Raw genomic sequence first — 15,931 nt, 5'->3', positions numbered from 1 at the left:
AGCGGAATATGATAAAGCTCAATGCCGATAAATGGATAAGAACAAGATATGGCTTATTCTCGGACAAGTCTGATACGATTTACCTTCCCAAAAATCGGCCACATTAACATCTAAACTTGCTGCAAGCCGCTGAAGCGTATCACCATGCGGTTCTGTTTGCCCGCTTTCAATACGTTGTATGGTGCGCAGGCTCAAATTTGTTCTTTGGGCAAGCAATTCCTGTGAATAACCTTTTTCTGTTCGCAAAGTCTTTACTTGGTTAGCCAAATAACTATTTTTCATCTTAATTGATTTTGCCGTAAAACTACCGCTTGCATTCTGGATTAAGGTCGGTATTGTTTACGTCATTTATATGACAAGGCCCTAATTAAGTGTACAATGCAGATTTGATAAGTGCTATTTATTTAAATCATCCTGTAATCCACCCCTTCTTGCAATTAAAATTTTAAAAGCATTTTAAGACTTTGAAATGCTAAAAGATTCTCCTTACCATGGCCCAACCTAAAAGTTCATTCCTAATCCGTTAGCCGGGCAGGACATACGCTTTACTGTAACTGCTACACAGAATAATGAAAAATTACTGAAGATTAAAATACTTACAGCAAGCACTCAATTTAACCAGTGCCTCATTACTACCCTAATCAGGAAGAAGCCTTCACAGTAACACAAGGTGAGTTTACTGGAAATTTGAACAGGCAACCTATTACGCTAGATGCTATACATAACTAAGAACCATGTACACAGCATGTGGAACAACACCGATCAACCCACCGTAGTGAACTGGTAGGTCCGGCCCGCAGTGAACACCGAACACCTGCTGGAAACCATTACCGGCCTTGCAACCAACGGTAAAACCAACAGTAGCGGCATGCCGCCACTATTACAACTCGCATTAACGGCTGATTATTTCATGAACGTATTACGGCTGGCTAAACCGCCTTAATTCTACAAAGACAGTGTTTGGTTTGTTAAGCCCATTTGCGAAGATAAGCGGATATAAGGCGGTTTATGAGAAATACTTAGATTAGAAAAAGCAACTAAGCTAAAGTTGTGACCTTCTGAACTTCATAACTAGTATATTACACAAACTCTCTGTAATAATAGATTTACTTCCAACTTAAATGTTATTATTTTATTCTTAAAGAAAGGCCGAATCAATGCATGTAAGATTAGCCAGCTTAATTTTAAATTTATATCAAATGTTACAAATATGAAGTTACCAAAATGTGGTTTTAACTTGGAAATCTAATATGCTTGCAATAAGTGTGCTGCCTTATACCGGCCGCATGCGAAGACAACTTTACATACAAGACAGGTTAAAAGTGACAGCGACCATCACAACCAAAATCTAATTCATACCAACAAGAGTATATTTTCTGGCGTAAATTGTTCCTTTTAACTGGCTCAAATAACAGCCACTACATTCCGGGTTTTTACCAGCGTAAGTAATAAGTATTGTATTTACAGGTGTATTCTCCGGCTGATCATCATATTGAGGAGAATAAAAAATTTGCGACATCTCTCCCGGTTTAACTTCTTGGTAAGATCCTGGGGTCAGGCGGATAATTATGCCATCCTTTCTATTATTTTTTATTTGATAAGAGGTAAGCGCTCCAGGTAATACATTAATGTTTTTTTTAGCGGTAACAAAATTCTTATTTATGACACCACCCCATCCAACGCTAACCTTAATGGTTTTATTTCCAGATATTTGATAGTTATGCACGCATTTTTTAAATGGTGTGCTTTCAGAAAGGTAACCATCACCCCAATCAATAACAAAATTTACAACCTTAGGCATCGTATCTACAAATTTCAAAGTTACCAATTCGTTATAATTATAAACATCTTTATCAGTGGTAAAAGCGGTTACTTTTGCACTATCTAATTTAGGAAAAATCTCGCTAGCGGGCTGTTCTGCCGTTTTGCTGCATCCGCATAATACTAATACCGAAATGACAAATAATATACCAACAAAAGCAAATCTTTTCATAATGTTATTTAGACATGTATTATCTGAATAAAAGTACATGAATCAGTGACAAAATACGCGACTAATTTTTGCTACATAACATTCTTTAGTTATTGCATGCTTTTTAAGCAACCTCAGTCAGTAGTAAACGTCCCAGCCTCAAACAAATGTATAAGAATTTTATAAACAATGGATAACCGAACTTTAAATGACTCTTTACACACAGTGCTAGATGGCTTCGGCAAGAAGTGATTCGCAGCAACTAAAAATATATCGCATAAAAAAACACATAAATAACAGTTAGAATATTGAATCACTAACAAAAAAGACTGTCCTTGTGAGACAGTCTTTATCAAAAACTTAATAACTACCTACACCCCTAACAGCAAACGTGCAGGATCTTCCAGTAACTGCTTAACGCGTACCAGGAAGCTAACCGATTCGCGGCCGTCAACAATACGGTGATCGTATGATAGGGCGAGGTACATCATTGGGCGGATAACCACTTGTCCGTTAACCGCTACCGGACGCTCAATAATATTGTGCATACCTAAGATAGCAGATTGCGGTGCATTAATGATTGGAGTTGACAGCATAGAACCAAACACACCACCATTGGTGATCGTAAAGGTACCACCGGTCATATCTTCGATAGTCAGTTTATTTTCGCGGGCTTTACCGGCCAGTGTTACTACGGCTTTTTCAATCTCGGCCAGGCTCATAGCATCAGCGTTACGGATGATAGGAACCACCAAACCTTTTGGAGCCGATACAGCGATAGAGATATCAGCAAAGTTGCTGTATACTACTTCTTCGCCTTCAATGCGGGCACCAACGGCTGGCCACTCCTGGAGGGCCACGCAAACCGCTTTGGTGAAGAAAGACATGAAGCCTAAGCCTACACCATGTTTCTCTTTAAATTTATCTTTGTATTTGCCACGCAGCTCCATTATTGGCTGCATATCCACCTCGTTAAAGGTAGTTAGCATAGCGGTTTCATTTTTAACCGCTACCAGGCGCTTGGCAACTGTTTTACGCAAATTAGACATTTTCTCGCGGCGCTCTTCGCGTGGGCCTGAGGCCTGAGGAGCTGCGGCAGGTTGTGCAGTAGCAGGCTTGGCGGCAGGTGCAGCTGGTTTCTGTGCGTTTAAAGCATCTTCCTTAGTAATGCGGCCACCAACACCAGAACCACTTACACTTTGAGGACTAACACCTTTCTCGGCCAGAATTTTACCGGCAGCAGGTGAAGGTGTACCAGCGGCATAACCACCTTGTGTTGCCGGCTGCGAATTTGCAGCAGCAGGCTGTGATGCGGCAGGTGCGCTTGGCGCAGCGGCGGCAGGTGCAGCACCGCCACCGGTTATAGAACATACAACGGCACCAATAGCTAATACATCACCTTCGGCAGCAAGCGTTTTTAGGGTACCGGCACTTTCGGCAGTCAGTTCAAATGTAGCTTTATCTGATTCCAGCTCAGCAATGGCTTCATCCATTTCTACCTGATCACCGTCTTTTTTAATCCAGCGCGACAGGGTTACTTCGGTGATAGACTCTCCTACCGGCGGAACTTTAATTTCTATAGTTTTAGCTTCTGCACCAGGTACTTCGGCTACTTCTGCAACAGTTGCGTTAGGTTTATCCAATCGCTGGCCTGGTGCACTTTCGTCTGTAGCGGCAGCAGTGCTTTTATCAACCGCTGGAGATGCTGCAGCAGCGTCTCCGGCTTCAATGCTGGCTACTACAGCGCCAATAGCCAGGGTATCACCTTCGGCTGCTACAGTTTTTAAAGTTCCGGCACTTTCAGCTGTTAACTCAAAAGTGGCTTTGTCTGATTCTAACTCGGCGATTACTTCGTCCATTTCAACTGCGTCGCCGTCTTTTTTAATCCAGCGCGACAGGGTTACTTCGGTAATCGACTCGCCAACCGGCGGAACTTTGATCTCTAAACTCATATTTTTTATATGTTGTAGGTTTTATTTAGGAGCTAAGATGCCGGTTGCGAGTTTGCCGGAATAAAAAGTTAAAATCTTTTATTCCCCGCCCTCCCAACCGGCCTCTGGCTACTGTTTTAGTCTGCGTTAGTTTCAGCCATTTTGTTGGCTATTGATTTTACTTTTTCTTTTTGGTTCTGGCTCACCGGCGCTTCGAAAGCTTTGCCAATAATGTACAATTGCTGCGAGGCGTGTTGCTTGGCGTAACCAGTGGCAGGGCTCGATGATTCTTTACGTGAAATTACGTCGAGCTGCAAATCACCTTTGCGGAACTTGCGCAGCATGTAAGGCCATGCACCCATGTTCTCAGGCTCTTCCTGTACCCAGAAAAACTCTTTAGCGTTGCTGTATTTAGCCTTAACAGCTTCCATTTCCAATACAGGTGTTGGATATAATTGCTCCACACGTACAATGGCAACATCGTCGCGTTTGTCGGCCTGTTGTTTATCTAACAGTTCGTAATAAATTTTGCCACTGCAGAACAGTACGCGTTTTACTTTTTTAGCATCTGTGGTAAAGCTGTCATCAATCAGTTCCTGGAATTTACCTTGTGTAAATTCTTCAATTTTAGACACACAAGCCGGGTGACGCAGTAAGCTTTTTGGTGAGAAGATCACCAATGGCTTACGGAAATCGCGGTGCAACTGACGGCGTAAGATGTGGAAGAAGTTAGCTGGCGTGGTACAGTTGGCTACCTGAATGTTATTATCGGCACAAAGCTCCATAAAACGCTCAATACGTGCAGATGAGTGCTCAGGTCCCTGGCCTTCATAACCGTGTGGCAATAACATTACCAAACCGTTACCACGTTGCCATTTAGTTTCGGCACTTACCAAATATTGGTCAACTATAATTTGAGCGCCGTTAACAAAGTCGCCAAACTGAGCTTCCCAAATAGTTAGCGCATTAGGATTGGCCAGGGCATAACCGTAATCAAAACCTAAAACACCATATTCCGAAAGTAATGAATTGTAAATAGACAATTTAGCCTCAGTACCCAAGGTATCTAACGGTGTATATTCTTCGTCGGTATCGGGCAGGGTAACCACAGCATGGCGGTGTGAAAAGGTTCCGCGCTTAACGTCCTCACCACTTAGCCTAACCGGGTGGCCTTCTTTTAACAAAGTACCATAAGCCATTAACTCGCCCATAGCCCAGTCAAAAGTTTTGGTTTCGTTCACCATTTTACGGCGGTCCTCAAATAATTTCTCAATTTTCTTGAAGAACTTCTTATCAGACGGCAGTTCGGTTAACCTTTGGCCTATGGCCAGCAGGTCAGCTTCACTTACCGCAGTATCGGTAGTGGCATAAACCTCCTCTTTGGTAGGTAAATGCAAACCTTGCCATGAACCGGCAAACATTGGGTTACTACCCTGTACGCGGGCTTCGGCCTTGGTTTCGTCCAGTTGTTTCTGCAACAAATCCTTGAAAGCTTTTTCCATTTGTTTAGCGGTCTCAGCATCAATGCTGCCTTCGGCCAGTAACTTCTGGTAATAAATTTCGCGTGGATTTGGATGCGCTTCAATAGCCTTATATAAAGTAGGCTGTGTAAACTTAGGCTCGTCAGACTCGTTGTGGCCAAATCTGCGGTAGCACAAAATATCAATAAACACGTCTTCGTTAAACTCCTGACGGTACTCCATAGCCATGTTAATCACATAAACCAGGGCCTCGACATCATCACCGTTTACGTGAAAAACCGGTGATAGTACCGTTTTGGCAATATCCGTACAATAAGTGCTCGAGCGTGCATCCTTATAGTTGGTGGTAAAACCAATTTGGTTGTTAATAACCAGGTGAACAGTACCACCGGTTTTATAACCATCCAGTTTTTCCATTTGCAGCACCTCATATATAATGCCCTGGCCTGCTACAGAAGCATCGCCATGAATTAAAATAGGTGCAATCTTATCATGATCGCCATTATACTTGGCGTCAATCTTAGCACGAGTGATGCCTTCAACCACCGGTCCAACTGTTTCCAGGTGCGATGGATTAGGGCATAGGCTCAGGTGTATGGTTTTATTAGCCGAAGTTTGAACATCTGTAGAAAAACCAAGGTGATATTTCACATCGCCACCAAATGACGATTCCATATCATAGTTCTTGCCTTCGAACTCTGAAAAAATCTCTTTGTAGGTTTTGCCCATTATATTGGCCAAAACATTTAAACGGCCACGGTGAGCCATACCAATGGTAAACTCATCAATGCCCAATTGTGCACCTTTTTCAATAACCGAATCAAGTGCCGGGATCAACGCTTCTGCTCCTTCCAAAGAAAAACGCTTCTGGCCTAAGAATTTAGTACCTAAAAAGTTCTCGAAACCTACGGCTTCGTTCAGCTTTTTAAGCATGCGTGTTTTTTCTTCTTTTGTAAAGGATGGCTGGTTGCGCTTGGTTTCCATGCGCGCTTCAAACCATTTGGCTTTTATAGGATTACGGATGTATTTGTACTCCGCACCTATAGACTGGCAGTAAGTGTCTTCCAGCAGTTGGCGAATATCGCGCAGCTTAGCAGGCCCAATGCCTACTTCAACACCGGCGTTAAACACAGTTTCCATATCCGCTTCGGTAAGGCCAAAGGTTTCCAGTTCTTTGCCCGGAAAATATTTGCGACGCTCGCGAACGGGGTTGGTTTTAGTAAACAAGTGCCCGCGTGTACGGTACCCGTTTATCATGTTCAGCACGTTTATTTCTTTTAAAACATGCTCGGGAGCACCTGCATTAGCTGCATCTGCAGTTTTAGGTGCTGATCCTTGTCCAAAATCGAAGCCTTCAAAGAATTTTTGCCACCCGTAATCAACCGATTCGGGGTCTTGTTTATATGCTTCGTATAAGGAATCTATATAGGCAGCGTTTCCGCTATTAACATAAGTGAGACGATCCATCTGAATACCAATCTGTAAAACGGTACAAAACTAAGAATATAAGATGTAAGTTACACGGTTTAATTTGCTTTTGGTTTTGTTTTTTGTATATTATGGCATTTGCAGACATGATTTTTCAAGTTTAGTGTTAAGCAGACAAGTAATTAAGCCTCATTGGGCGTTTCTCGGTAAGCCTGGTCATCCGCTTATACGCCTGCAGCCTTAACCAAAGGCCGGTATCTGCTACTACCCTAACATATTTTATGGCAAATTAAGGAGCTACCTAAATGGGCTACTATTGAAGCCCTCTTTTATTTATAGAAAAAGGGATTACCGGTTTGCCGGCAACCCCTTTTGCATATAATTTTTGTAATGGCTAATAAATAGCTTTTTAACATGCGCCTAAGCTTTGACACTAATTACAGCGCGAAGGATGTTCCTTCCTCCTCTACTGCCATTACGCCAGGTATCTGCTCTACAATTGCTTTCTGATCTGGCCGGCAAGAAACCGACAAGATGGCAATTACATCCATTTGTTTGGTGATAGCTATACCCTGCTGCTTCAATGCTGAAACAACCGCATTGAACATGTCCGGGTCTGTACTTACCAGGTAAGTTTTCATATGGCTATGCTTCTTCTAAGTTGTGTGGCAATTTAGGTGTAAATATCGGTGTTGGCACTAATATCGATTTTGAAGGAGCCTGAACCAACCCGGCGCCTACATCACGGGCAGGCAAATTCAGCCTTTTTGCAGTTTGTATTAGTTTGTTCCATAATGCGGCACCTCTTACGCCTGCAGATTCTGCCCAAAGCGCAGCAATACCAGCAACATGCGGCGTTGCCATACTGGTTCCGTTCATGGTAGCATATTTGGTTGGCAGTTTAGTGGATGAAAACACCCCAACACCCGGCCCCGAAATATCTACCGAACCCTGAGGGGTAAATATACCGCCGTTGGAAAAATTAGCTACTTTCATGTTGCTGTCTAAGGCACCAACAGCCATAATGGAAGGACAATTGGCGGGGTGGCTAACCGGCTTAATTGCCCCGCCTGCACGGTTAGAATCATTACCGGCGGCGGCAACGATTAAACTACCTAAACTAAGCGCACGGGCGGCGGCTGTTTCAAAAATAGCCGAATAAGCACTGGCATTGGTAGGTGCGCCAAGCGACATGCTAATTACCGCACAACCTTGTGAAACGGCCCAGTTAATACCCGCTAAAATACCACCGTCGGCGCCACTGCCAGCATTACTTAAAACTTTGCCTACGCAGATAGACGCATTATAGGCTATACCATACCGGGGTTGCGGAGAATTTACTACGTTTAACGGGCCACAGGACGTACCAATGCAATGGGTGCCATGTCCATGCCCATCGGCACTGGTTTGGCCGGAGACAAAACTTTGTTGAATAATGTTTCGACCGGCAAAATCGGGGTGATTAAATTCAAATCCGGTATCCAACACGGCTACTTTAATGCCCTGGCCCGAATACTTTCTTAAAAGAATGGTAGGTATAACATTTGTTGCCTGCAACCCCCAGGTGCTGCCAACCGATTCTACTGTACTTTCTCCGTCGCTTTCGGTTTCTTCTTCCAGTAAAAGCTCCGAAGCCATATTATTTACGGCATCAACATAACCTTTTAAATAATTTTGATTTAAGTTATTGCCAAACGCATACACCACACGTTCTGGCTCCACAATTACCGGATTTTCATCTGTACCCAATGCGCTAATGCCCATCAGTTGATCGGGCACTGAGTTTACAATGGCAATACCCAGTTTATCCAGCACAATACCATCCGAGCCGGCCAGGTCTTCCTCGGTAAAAATTTCGTTCTCAAATTCTGTTGAACTGAGCAGGTTTAAACCAGAGGCTTCGTTCAAACTTTTTACGTGATTTTCCGAGTTTTTATCGGGTAACAAAATGAGGTATCTGCCGGTGTATTCCACTTCTTCATGAACACCATTTGTCTCCATTCCATTCTTCATAACTAATTGATTTAATAAAATTTATAATTGATTTTAGATTAATTTATGCGGCAGATACCTCACTTCATCCCTCTCCAATTAATCATAAAGCTATCGGCTATATTCTGCATATCATATAGCTACCACTCGTCATTTTTAAAACAAAGTCAGCGTAAAATTTTTTACACAAAAAGGCGTAGAATGCACAGTAATAGCCCTTACTCACCGGGGCATAAGCAGCTGCTTATAGGGTTTAATAAGGTATTTACAACGCTAAGTGTATTGTAACAACAGTGATGAAGGATGCGCTTTGAAATTATAGATTGTTTAAATCATCCAGATAGGTTTCGGCCTGCTGCATAATCTTTTCTTTCTCATCAGGCTTCATTTTTTTGAGAGTAACATAAGCCATACCTATGCGAGGATTGTTTTGCAACTTTTCCGCATTGCGGTCAAAAAAGTTCCAATACAGGCTATTGTATGGGCAAGCCTTATCTCCTGTTTTCTTTTTATAATCGTAATGGCAATGCTTGCAGTAGTCGCTCATTTTGTTAATGTAGGCTGCAGATGCCACATAGGGCTTTGACCCTATGATGCCGCCATCGGCAAACTGGCTCATGCCCCGGGTGTTAGTAATCTCTACCCATTGTATGGCATCAATATAAATGCCCAGGTACCAGGCGTCTACATCATCAGGATCAATACCGGCCAGCAGGCAAAAATTACCAATAACCATTAAACGCTGTATGTGGTGTGCCCATGCCTCATTAAGCGATTGGCCGATGCATTTATTCAGGCAGTTCATTTTGGTTTTGCCATCCCAAAACCAGTGCGGAATTTCGGTTTGATGGTTAAAAAAGTTCTTTTCATCATACCCAGGCATATGAGCCCAATATATACCCCGCATAAACTCGCGCCAGCCAATCACCTGCCTAATGTAACCTTCAACCTGCGCCAAACTAATCACATCTTTATTGTGCTGGTAATGCTGCAGCACCTGGGTCACGATCTCTACCGGTGATATTAATTTAACATTTTGCGCAAACGACATGCGCGAATGAAACAAGCTGATATGCTCCTGCAACATCGCATCCTCATAGGTTCCAAAATGCGGCAACAGGTGCTCACAAAAGTAATCGAGCGATTTGAAGGCCTCTTGCCGCGAAAGCGGCCAAACCAAATGCGCGGCGTCTACCTCGCCAAAATATCGCACCTTCATCTGGTCAATCATACCCTTAAGACTGCTTACATCATGGTTGTATAACAACGGTGGCTCAAGCGGAACTTTGCCATCGTACTTTTTACGGTTATCGGCGTCAAAATTCCAGCGGTCGCCTAAAGGTTCGTCGCCATTCATCAAAATGTGCAATTTTTCGCGCATGTGCCTGTAAAAGGCTTCCATGAGGTAACGCTTTTTACCGCCAAAAAAGTTTTGTACATCCAGGCGCTCGGTCAAAAAGTGTTCGGTATCGGCACTGTCCGTTTCGATACTGAGGCGCGTGCAAATTTGCTTAAGCTGCTCATCCAGCCGGTACTCATCTGGTAATTGGTATTCAAAGCGGGTAATTTGCTCTTTTTGTATTATACGCGTTATGTTATTTTCGAAATCCTGCAGATTATAATCATCATCGAGCTTTACATAAATAACCTGGTGGCCTTTCTTGGCAAGCTGGTGTGCAAAGTTGCGCATGGCTGCAAAAAACGCAAGTATCTTTTGCACGTGGTGCATTACATAGGCCTGCTCCTGCATCACTTCGAGCATAACGTAGGTTACGTTAGGGTTAACCTGCCTGTACCAGCTATGATTACTGTGTAGCTGATCGCCAAGAATTAAACGGAGGATTTTGGCCATGCGTAAATAACAGCCACAGCACATTGTAGTTTTAAAGCACTTAGTGCATCAAGTTGTAGAAATTGTTAAGAAAGCAAGTTACCTGTCAGATTCAAATTAAGCAACCTTTTGTTCGGCAAGCCATATTTTAGCATACTCTCCTTTTGGATCAAGTTCGGCCGGACTTTTGGGGTTAAAGTAGCGGTTTTCGCGCGGATCATTGCCTACACCGGCAATGTAAGCCCAGTTACCCCAATTACTCGCAGGCGAGTAATCAATGAGGTTTTCTTCAAACCATTTTGCCCCCCAGGTCCAGTTCACCTTAAGCGTTTTTACCAAATGATAAGAAACCGCCTGCCTGCTTATGTTACTAATAAAGCCGGTTGCGCTTAACTCATGCATACTGGCATCTATGAAAGGCACGCCAGTTGCGCCAGCTTTCCATTGCTCAAAAAGCTCTTCCTGGTTAGCGGCCAGTTCGGGCGCTTCACTTTTAAAACCTTCGGCGTCAAAAAACTTGCGACTGTATTTTTTAAACATGAACCTGAAATAATCACGCCACAAAAGCTCCAGCATAAGCGGATGATTGTGCGTGTTCTGTTCATGCTTTACAATTTCCCAATACACCTGCCGGGGCGAAATACAGCCTAACGCCAGCCACGGCGAAAGTTTTGATGAGGCTGTAGAACGGCCACCTTTAGCCGGAGCGTGATTGCCCGATGTAAAAAACCCGGTTAACTGTTGCCAACCTATGGTTTCGCCACCGGTGAAACGGTACCCGCGTGCATCATCAACCGGCTCGTTTAAGCCCAATTGTTCCAGGGTAGGTAACTCGCCGGCATTGGCAATAGGCGGTGTTTGGATAACCTCAGGCGTAGCCAGCGACGGGCGCACATTACTGTCGCGCTCTACTTTCTTTTTAAAGGTATTAAAGCTATCGGGGATGTCTTTAATAGGGAAAGGTAAATCCTCTTTATGGTATAGCGTATGGCCAATAAAGTGCTTAAGATTGAGCTTCATTTTCCATAAAGCCGCTTCTACTTCCTCCGAGATGTTAGTTTCTTCAAAAGCTACCTCACGGTGATGATATACTTCATTTACCTGATACTGCTCAGCCAATTGCGGAATTACCTCGGCCGGATTCCCGTTAGCAATCAATAACTCCCCGCCCAGGCTGCGAAGATTATTACGCAGATCAGCCACACTTTCAAGTAAAAACCGCGCACGGAAATTGCCCGTTTTATGAACACCATCTGCCGGAAAATAATGAGGATCAAAACAATATACCGGTAGTATTTTATCGGCTTTACGGGTGGCTTCCAACAATATTTCATTGTCTTGTACCCGTAAATCGTTTCTAAACCAAACCAGTATTATTCTTTCACTCATTTTTAAAATCAGTCTAAATTAACATACAAAAATGCTAATTATTTATTTTTTCTGCACCTGTCACTACAATATTTGACATCATCCCAACACTTTTCCCACTTCTTTCGCCAGGTAAAAGGCAGGTTGCAGACAGCACATTTTTTTTGTGGCAGGTTAGCTTTAGCAGGCTTTTTAAGCGCAGTCATATCAAACTGAACAAACTAGCAATACGTATGTTACAGCATCTTCAACAATTAAAACGATAGCCAGATGAGCTTTAACGGCAAGAACATATTAGTAGTGGGCGGAAGCTCGGGTATAGGCTTAGCTTTGGTTAAGCAACTGTTGCATGATGGTGCAAATGTAATCAATCTGTCGCGTAGTTCGTCGCCGCAGTGGCCGGAAGGTGTTCAACACATTGGCATGGATGTACTTGGCGATGTTACCAGCCTGGAAAGCCAGCTGCCCGCACAGTTGCACGGATTGGTTTATGCAGCCGGCAGTATTAATTTAAAACCCTTTAACCGCCTAACCGCCGATGACTTTCTCAACGATTATCGCATTAACGTATTGGGTGCGGTTAGCGTTATTCAGCAATCGTTAAAAGCTTTACGCAGTGCGGGCCAAAGTTCGGTTGTTTTGTTCAGCACGGTTGCGGCTAAGGTTGGGTTAAGTTTTCACACCAGTATTGCTTCGGCAAAAGGAGCGGTTAATGGTTTAACTATATCCTTAGCGGCCGAACTATCTGCACAGCATATACGGGTTAATGCCATTGCACCCTCGCTTACCGATACACCGTTGGCTGGCAGCCTGCTCAACACCGACGAAAAGAAAGAAGCCTCTAACAAACGGCACCCGCTGGGCCGCATTGGTAAGCCGGATGACCTGGCATCGGCCGCGCGTTTTCTGCTTTCTGATGAAAGCAGCTGGATGACGGGGCAAATCATATCTGTAGATGGTGGCATGTCTGCACTGAAGTAATGCCCGCAACAAGCAAGTTGTTGCGCAATACTGACACAAGCTTACCGAATAAAGCGTACATTAGATTATTACCAAAACAAGATAACATGGCAACTACCGAAAGCATACAGGCCGCATACATAGATTACGTACTTACCGAGGGGCATGAACCTAAATCTGTGTATTTGTTCGCCAAAAATAATGACATGACCGAAGAAGAGTTTTACCGCTTTTTTGGCTCATTTGAAGCTGTTGAGCAAAATGTATGGGCTGAGTTTGCCCGTAAAACGGTTACCGAAGTTAAATCGCAGGATATTTGGGCACAGTATTCATCACGTGAAAAGGCGCTGTCGTTTTTTTACAGCTTTTTCGAGTTATTGAAGAGCAGCCGAAGCTTTGCTATATACAGCTACCGCAAGCACGCCCGTGGCCTGGCCGCACCCCGTGTACTGGATAATTTGAAAACCATTTTTGAAAGTTTTGCAGACGAAATTTTACGTGATGGCCTGGAAACCGGCGAACTAACTGATCGTAAATTTTTCTCGAGCCGTTACAAGGATGCCTTGTGGATACAGTTTGGCTTTGTGTTAAAGTTTTGGGTTGGCGACAACTCTGCAGCCTTTGAAAAAACCGATGAGGCGATTGAAAAAGGCGTTAACGTAACATTCGACCTTTTCCAGCGCTCACCTATTGATAACCTGCTCGATTATGGTAAATTTTTAGCTAAAAACGGCGGGTTTAAAGAAAAGATGGGGTTCTGAATGGATCGGGCTTCGTAAGGTTCGGCTGTCTTTATCTTTTAATTTATTAAGCCACTAATTTTCAGTGAAACGATAACAAATCCAAATTTAATATTTGAAATCCGAAATCAGAGTGACACCATACGCTGCTATTTTTGATATGGACGGCACGTTAATAGACAACAATACGTACCACTTTAAAGCCTGGAAAGATCTTTTTGAAAAATATAACCGCCCACCGGTTACCGATAAGCTTTATAACGAAAAATTGAGCGGCCGACCTGGTATTGCCATTATGCGCGAGTTTTTTAGTGAGTTTAACGAGGACGATATGCAGAAGCTTTTTGATGAGAAAAGCCGGCTTTACCGGGAAGCATACGCCCCTTACCTTGCGCCAATCAACGGATTGGAGCGCTTTTTAACAGAATTAAAAAATGCTGGTGTTAAAATAGCACTGGCTACATCGGCAGCTACTAATAATATTGATTTTGTAATGAGCCTGTTGCCGGTACGGCACTTTTTTGATGTGATAATTGACGGGCCACATGTAAGCGAACCTAAGCCGCATCCACAGATATTTTTAAAAGCCGCCGAAGGTTTAGGTTTTAAGCCCGAAAACTGCGTTGTATTTGAAGACTCGCTATCGGGTGTTAAAGCGGGCAACGCAGCAGGCATGAAAGTGGTAGGTATAACCACAACGCACCAGGCCGACGAGTTACAACCGGTTGACCTGGTAATAAACGATTATACCGGACTTACAGAACGCCAAGTGGCGGCACTGTTTGATAGAAACTAAATATATGAGCTACGAGAAAGCGAAAGAACAAAACAGCATACCTACCAGTAAAGTAGAGCGGTCGGCAAAATTTGTAAAGACCGGATTTAAGGTAGGTGGCAACTATATAAAGCACTACTCTAAAAAGCTGTTTAACCCGAATTTAGATCGTACGGAACTGAATGAGGATAACGCAGCAGATATTTACGAATCGCTGAGTGAGTTAAAAGGCAGTGCACTTAAGGTGGCGCAAATGCTGAGCATGGATAAAAACATCCTGCCCAAAGCATATGTAGATAAGTTTTCGCAATCACAGTACAACGCTCCTCCCCTTTCGGGTCCGCTTATCGTGCAAACTTTTCGCAAGTATTTTGGCAAGTCGCCTGAGCAAATCTATGACCGGTTTAATCTGCGTTCTGCAAATGCCGCCTCCATTGGCCAGGTACATCGTGCGGAGTTAAACGGAAGAAAGTTAGCCGTAAAAATACAATACCCAGGTGTGGGCGATTCCATTTCATCAGACCTTAAACTTGTTAAGCCTTTTGCTTTCCGGCTGCTGGGTATGAGCGAAAAGGAGCTGGATGTTTACATGCGTGAGGTTGAGGAACGTTTGCTCGAAGAAACTGACTATGAGCTGGAGGTTCGCAGGTCTATTGAGTTCTCCAATGCGTGCTCTGGTTTAAATAACACTGTTTTTCCTACTTATTACCCTGAGCTTTCGAGCAAGCGCATTATCACCATGAGCTGGATTGACGGCCAGCACCTGAAGGAGTTTTTACAAACAAACCCATCACAAGAACTGCGCAACCAAATTGGCCAAGCCTTATGGGATTTTTATAACTTTCAGCAGCATGAATTGCGTGCCGTACACGCCGACCCTCATCCCGGCAACTTTCTGATTACACCAGAGGGCAAGTTGGGCACAATCGATTTTGGGTGCATCAAAGAAATGCCGGAGGACTTTTATTACCCTTTCTTTTCGCTTACCTCAACCAATTTGCTCGATAATAAGGAAGAAACCATCAAAGCTTTCCGTAAACTGGAAATGATTTTGCCTAATGATAGCGCCCAGCAAATTGAGTTCTATTACGGCATGTATCACAAAATGATTAGCTTGTTTGCCAAACCTTATATGAGCAGCTCTTTTGACTTTGGCCAAACGGCGTTCTTTGATGAGTTGTATGGTTTTGGCGAGCAAATATCTAAAATGCCCGAATTTAAGCAGGCGCGCGGTGTAAAGCACTTCATATACGTTAACCGCACTAACTTTGGCCTGTACAATATTCTGCACGAATTAAATGCACAGGTTAAGACGGATACTTTCAAGCCGCACGTAGTGTTAGCTCATTAAGCATTTTTTGCGCTATAATCATAAGGCGTTACAGCAAAAAAATATTGCTGTAACGGCTTATGAATTGTGCTTCGAATTTACTTAAGCCGGCTCAAACAAAGA

General features: G+C 43.5%; 14 protein-coding genes. 5 read left to right on the top strand and 9 right to left on the bottom strand.

Going from position 1 to position 15,931, the window contains the following annotated elements:
• Window positions 1-18: 18 nt before the first annotated feature.
• Complete coding sequence (locus tag ABDD94_RS05540; protein WP_345955012.1) at window positions 19-282, bottom strand: helix-turn-helix transcriptional regulator; 264 nt, start codon at window positions 280-282, stop codon at window positions 19-21.
• Between the two features lie 517 nt (window positions 283-799).
• Here ABDD94_RS05540 and ABDD94_RS05535 point away from each other — a divergent pair.
• A complete protein-coding gene (locus ABDD94_RS05535; protein ID WP_345955011.1) occupies window positions 800-943 on the top strand; it encodes a hypothetical protein in 144 nt (47 codons plus the stop codon).
• 405 nt (window positions 944-1,348) lie between these two features.
• Here the strand turns inward: ABDD94_RS05535 and ABDD94_RS05530 are convergent, their stop codons facing one another.
• From ABDD94_RS05530 to ABDD94_RS05495, 8 genes are all read right to left on the bottom strand, one after another.
• Window positions 1,349-1,993: a hypothetical protein gene (locus ABDD94_RS05530; protein WP_345955010.1), complete on the bottom strand. Its 645-nt coding sequence runs from the start codon at window positions 1,991-1,993 to the stop codon at window positions 1,349-1,351.
• A 350-nt stretch (window positions 1,994-2,343) separates the two neighbouring features.
• Window positions 2,344-3,924, bottom strand: coding sequence for a 2-oxoglutarate dehydrogenase complex dihydrolipoyllysine-residue succinyltransferase (gene odhB, locus ABDD94_RS05525; RefSeq protein WP_345955009.1), 1,581 nt, complete (start codon window positions 3,922-3,924; stop codon window positions 2,344-2,346).
• A 116-nt stretch (window positions 3,925-4,040) separates the two neighbouring features.
• Entirely contained in the window at window positions 4,041-6,851 is a 2,811-nt protein-coding gene (locus ABDD94_RS05520; protein ID WP_345955008.1) for a 2-oxoglutarate dehydrogenase E1 component, read from the bottom strand.
• Window positions 6,852-7,249: 398 nt separating this feature from the next.
• On the bottom strand, window positions 7,250-7,453 hold the full coding sequence (locus tag ABDD94_RS05515) for a hypothetical protein (protein ID WP_345955007.1): 204 nt from the start codon (window positions 7,451-7,453) through the stop codon (window positions 7,250-7,252).
• Between the two features lie 4 nt (window positions 7,454-7,457).
• Window positions 7,458-8,825: a S8 family serine peptidase gene (locus ABDD94_RS05510; protein WP_345955006.1), complete on the bottom strand. Its 1,368-nt coding sequence runs from the start codon at window positions 8,823-8,825 to the stop codon at window positions 7,458-7,460.
• Between the two features lie 295 nt (window positions 8,826-9,120).
• Window positions 9,121-10,656 (bottom strand): cryptochrome/photolyase family protein, encoded by a 1,536-nt coding sequence (locus ABDD94_RS05505; protein WP_345955005.1) that lies wholly within the window; start codon window positions 10,654-10,656, stop codon window positions 9,121-9,123.
• Between the two features lie 96 nt (window positions 10,657-10,752).
• On the bottom strand, window positions 10,753-12,024 hold the full coding sequence (locus ABDD94_RS05500; protein WP_345955004.1) for a DASH family cryptochrome: 1,272 nt from the start codon (window positions 12,022-12,024) through the stop codon (window positions 10,753-10,755).
• A 38-nt stretch (window positions 12,025-12,062) separates the two neighbouring features.
• Window positions 12,063-12,209, bottom strand: a complete 147-nt coding sequence (locus ABDD94_RS05495; RefSeq protein ID WP_345955003.1) for a DUF2256 domain-containing protein — start codon at window positions 12,207-12,209, stop codon at window positions 12,063-12,065.
• A 64-nt stretch (window positions 12,210-12,273) separates the two neighbouring features.
• On the opposite strand from ABDD94_RS05495, the gene ABDD94_RS05490 reads away from it, so the two are divergent.
• From ABDD94_RS05490 to ABDD94_RS05475, 4 genes are all read left to right on the top strand, one after another.
• Entirely contained in the window at window positions 12,274-12,984 is a 711-nt protein-coding gene (locus tag ABDD94_RS05490; RefSeq protein WP_345955002.1) for an SDR family oxidoreductase, read from the top strand.
• Between the two features lie 86 nt (window positions 12,985-13,070).
• On the top strand, window positions 13,071-13,724 hold the full coding sequence (locus ABDD94_RS05485) for a TetR family transcriptional regulator C-terminal domain-containing protein (protein WP_345955001.1): 654 nt from the start codon (window positions 13,071-13,073) through the stop codon (window positions 13,722-13,724).
• Between the two features lie 94 nt (window positions 13,725-13,818).
• Window positions 13,819-14,499: an HAD family phosphatase gene (locus tag ABDD94_RS05480; protein WP_345955000.1), complete on the top strand. Its 681-nt coding sequence runs from the start codon at window positions 13,819-13,821 to the stop codon at window positions 14,497-14,499.
• A gap of 4 nt (window positions 14,500-14,503) precedes the next feature.
• A complete protein-coding gene (locus tag ABDD94_RS05475) occupies window positions 14,504-15,829 on the top strand; it encodes an AarF/UbiB family protein (RefSeq protein WP_345954999.1) in 1,326 nt (441 codons plus the stop codon).
• Window positions 15,830-15,931: the final 102 nt, after the last annotated feature.

Origin of the sequence: Mucilaginibacter sp. PAMB04168 (genome assembly GCF_039634365.2) — a bacterium.
GTDB lineage: Bacteria > Bacteroidota > Bacteroidia > Sphingobacteriales > Sphingobacteriaceae > Mucilaginibacter.
This window is presented reverse-complemented; position numbering and strand designations above follow the sequence as displayed.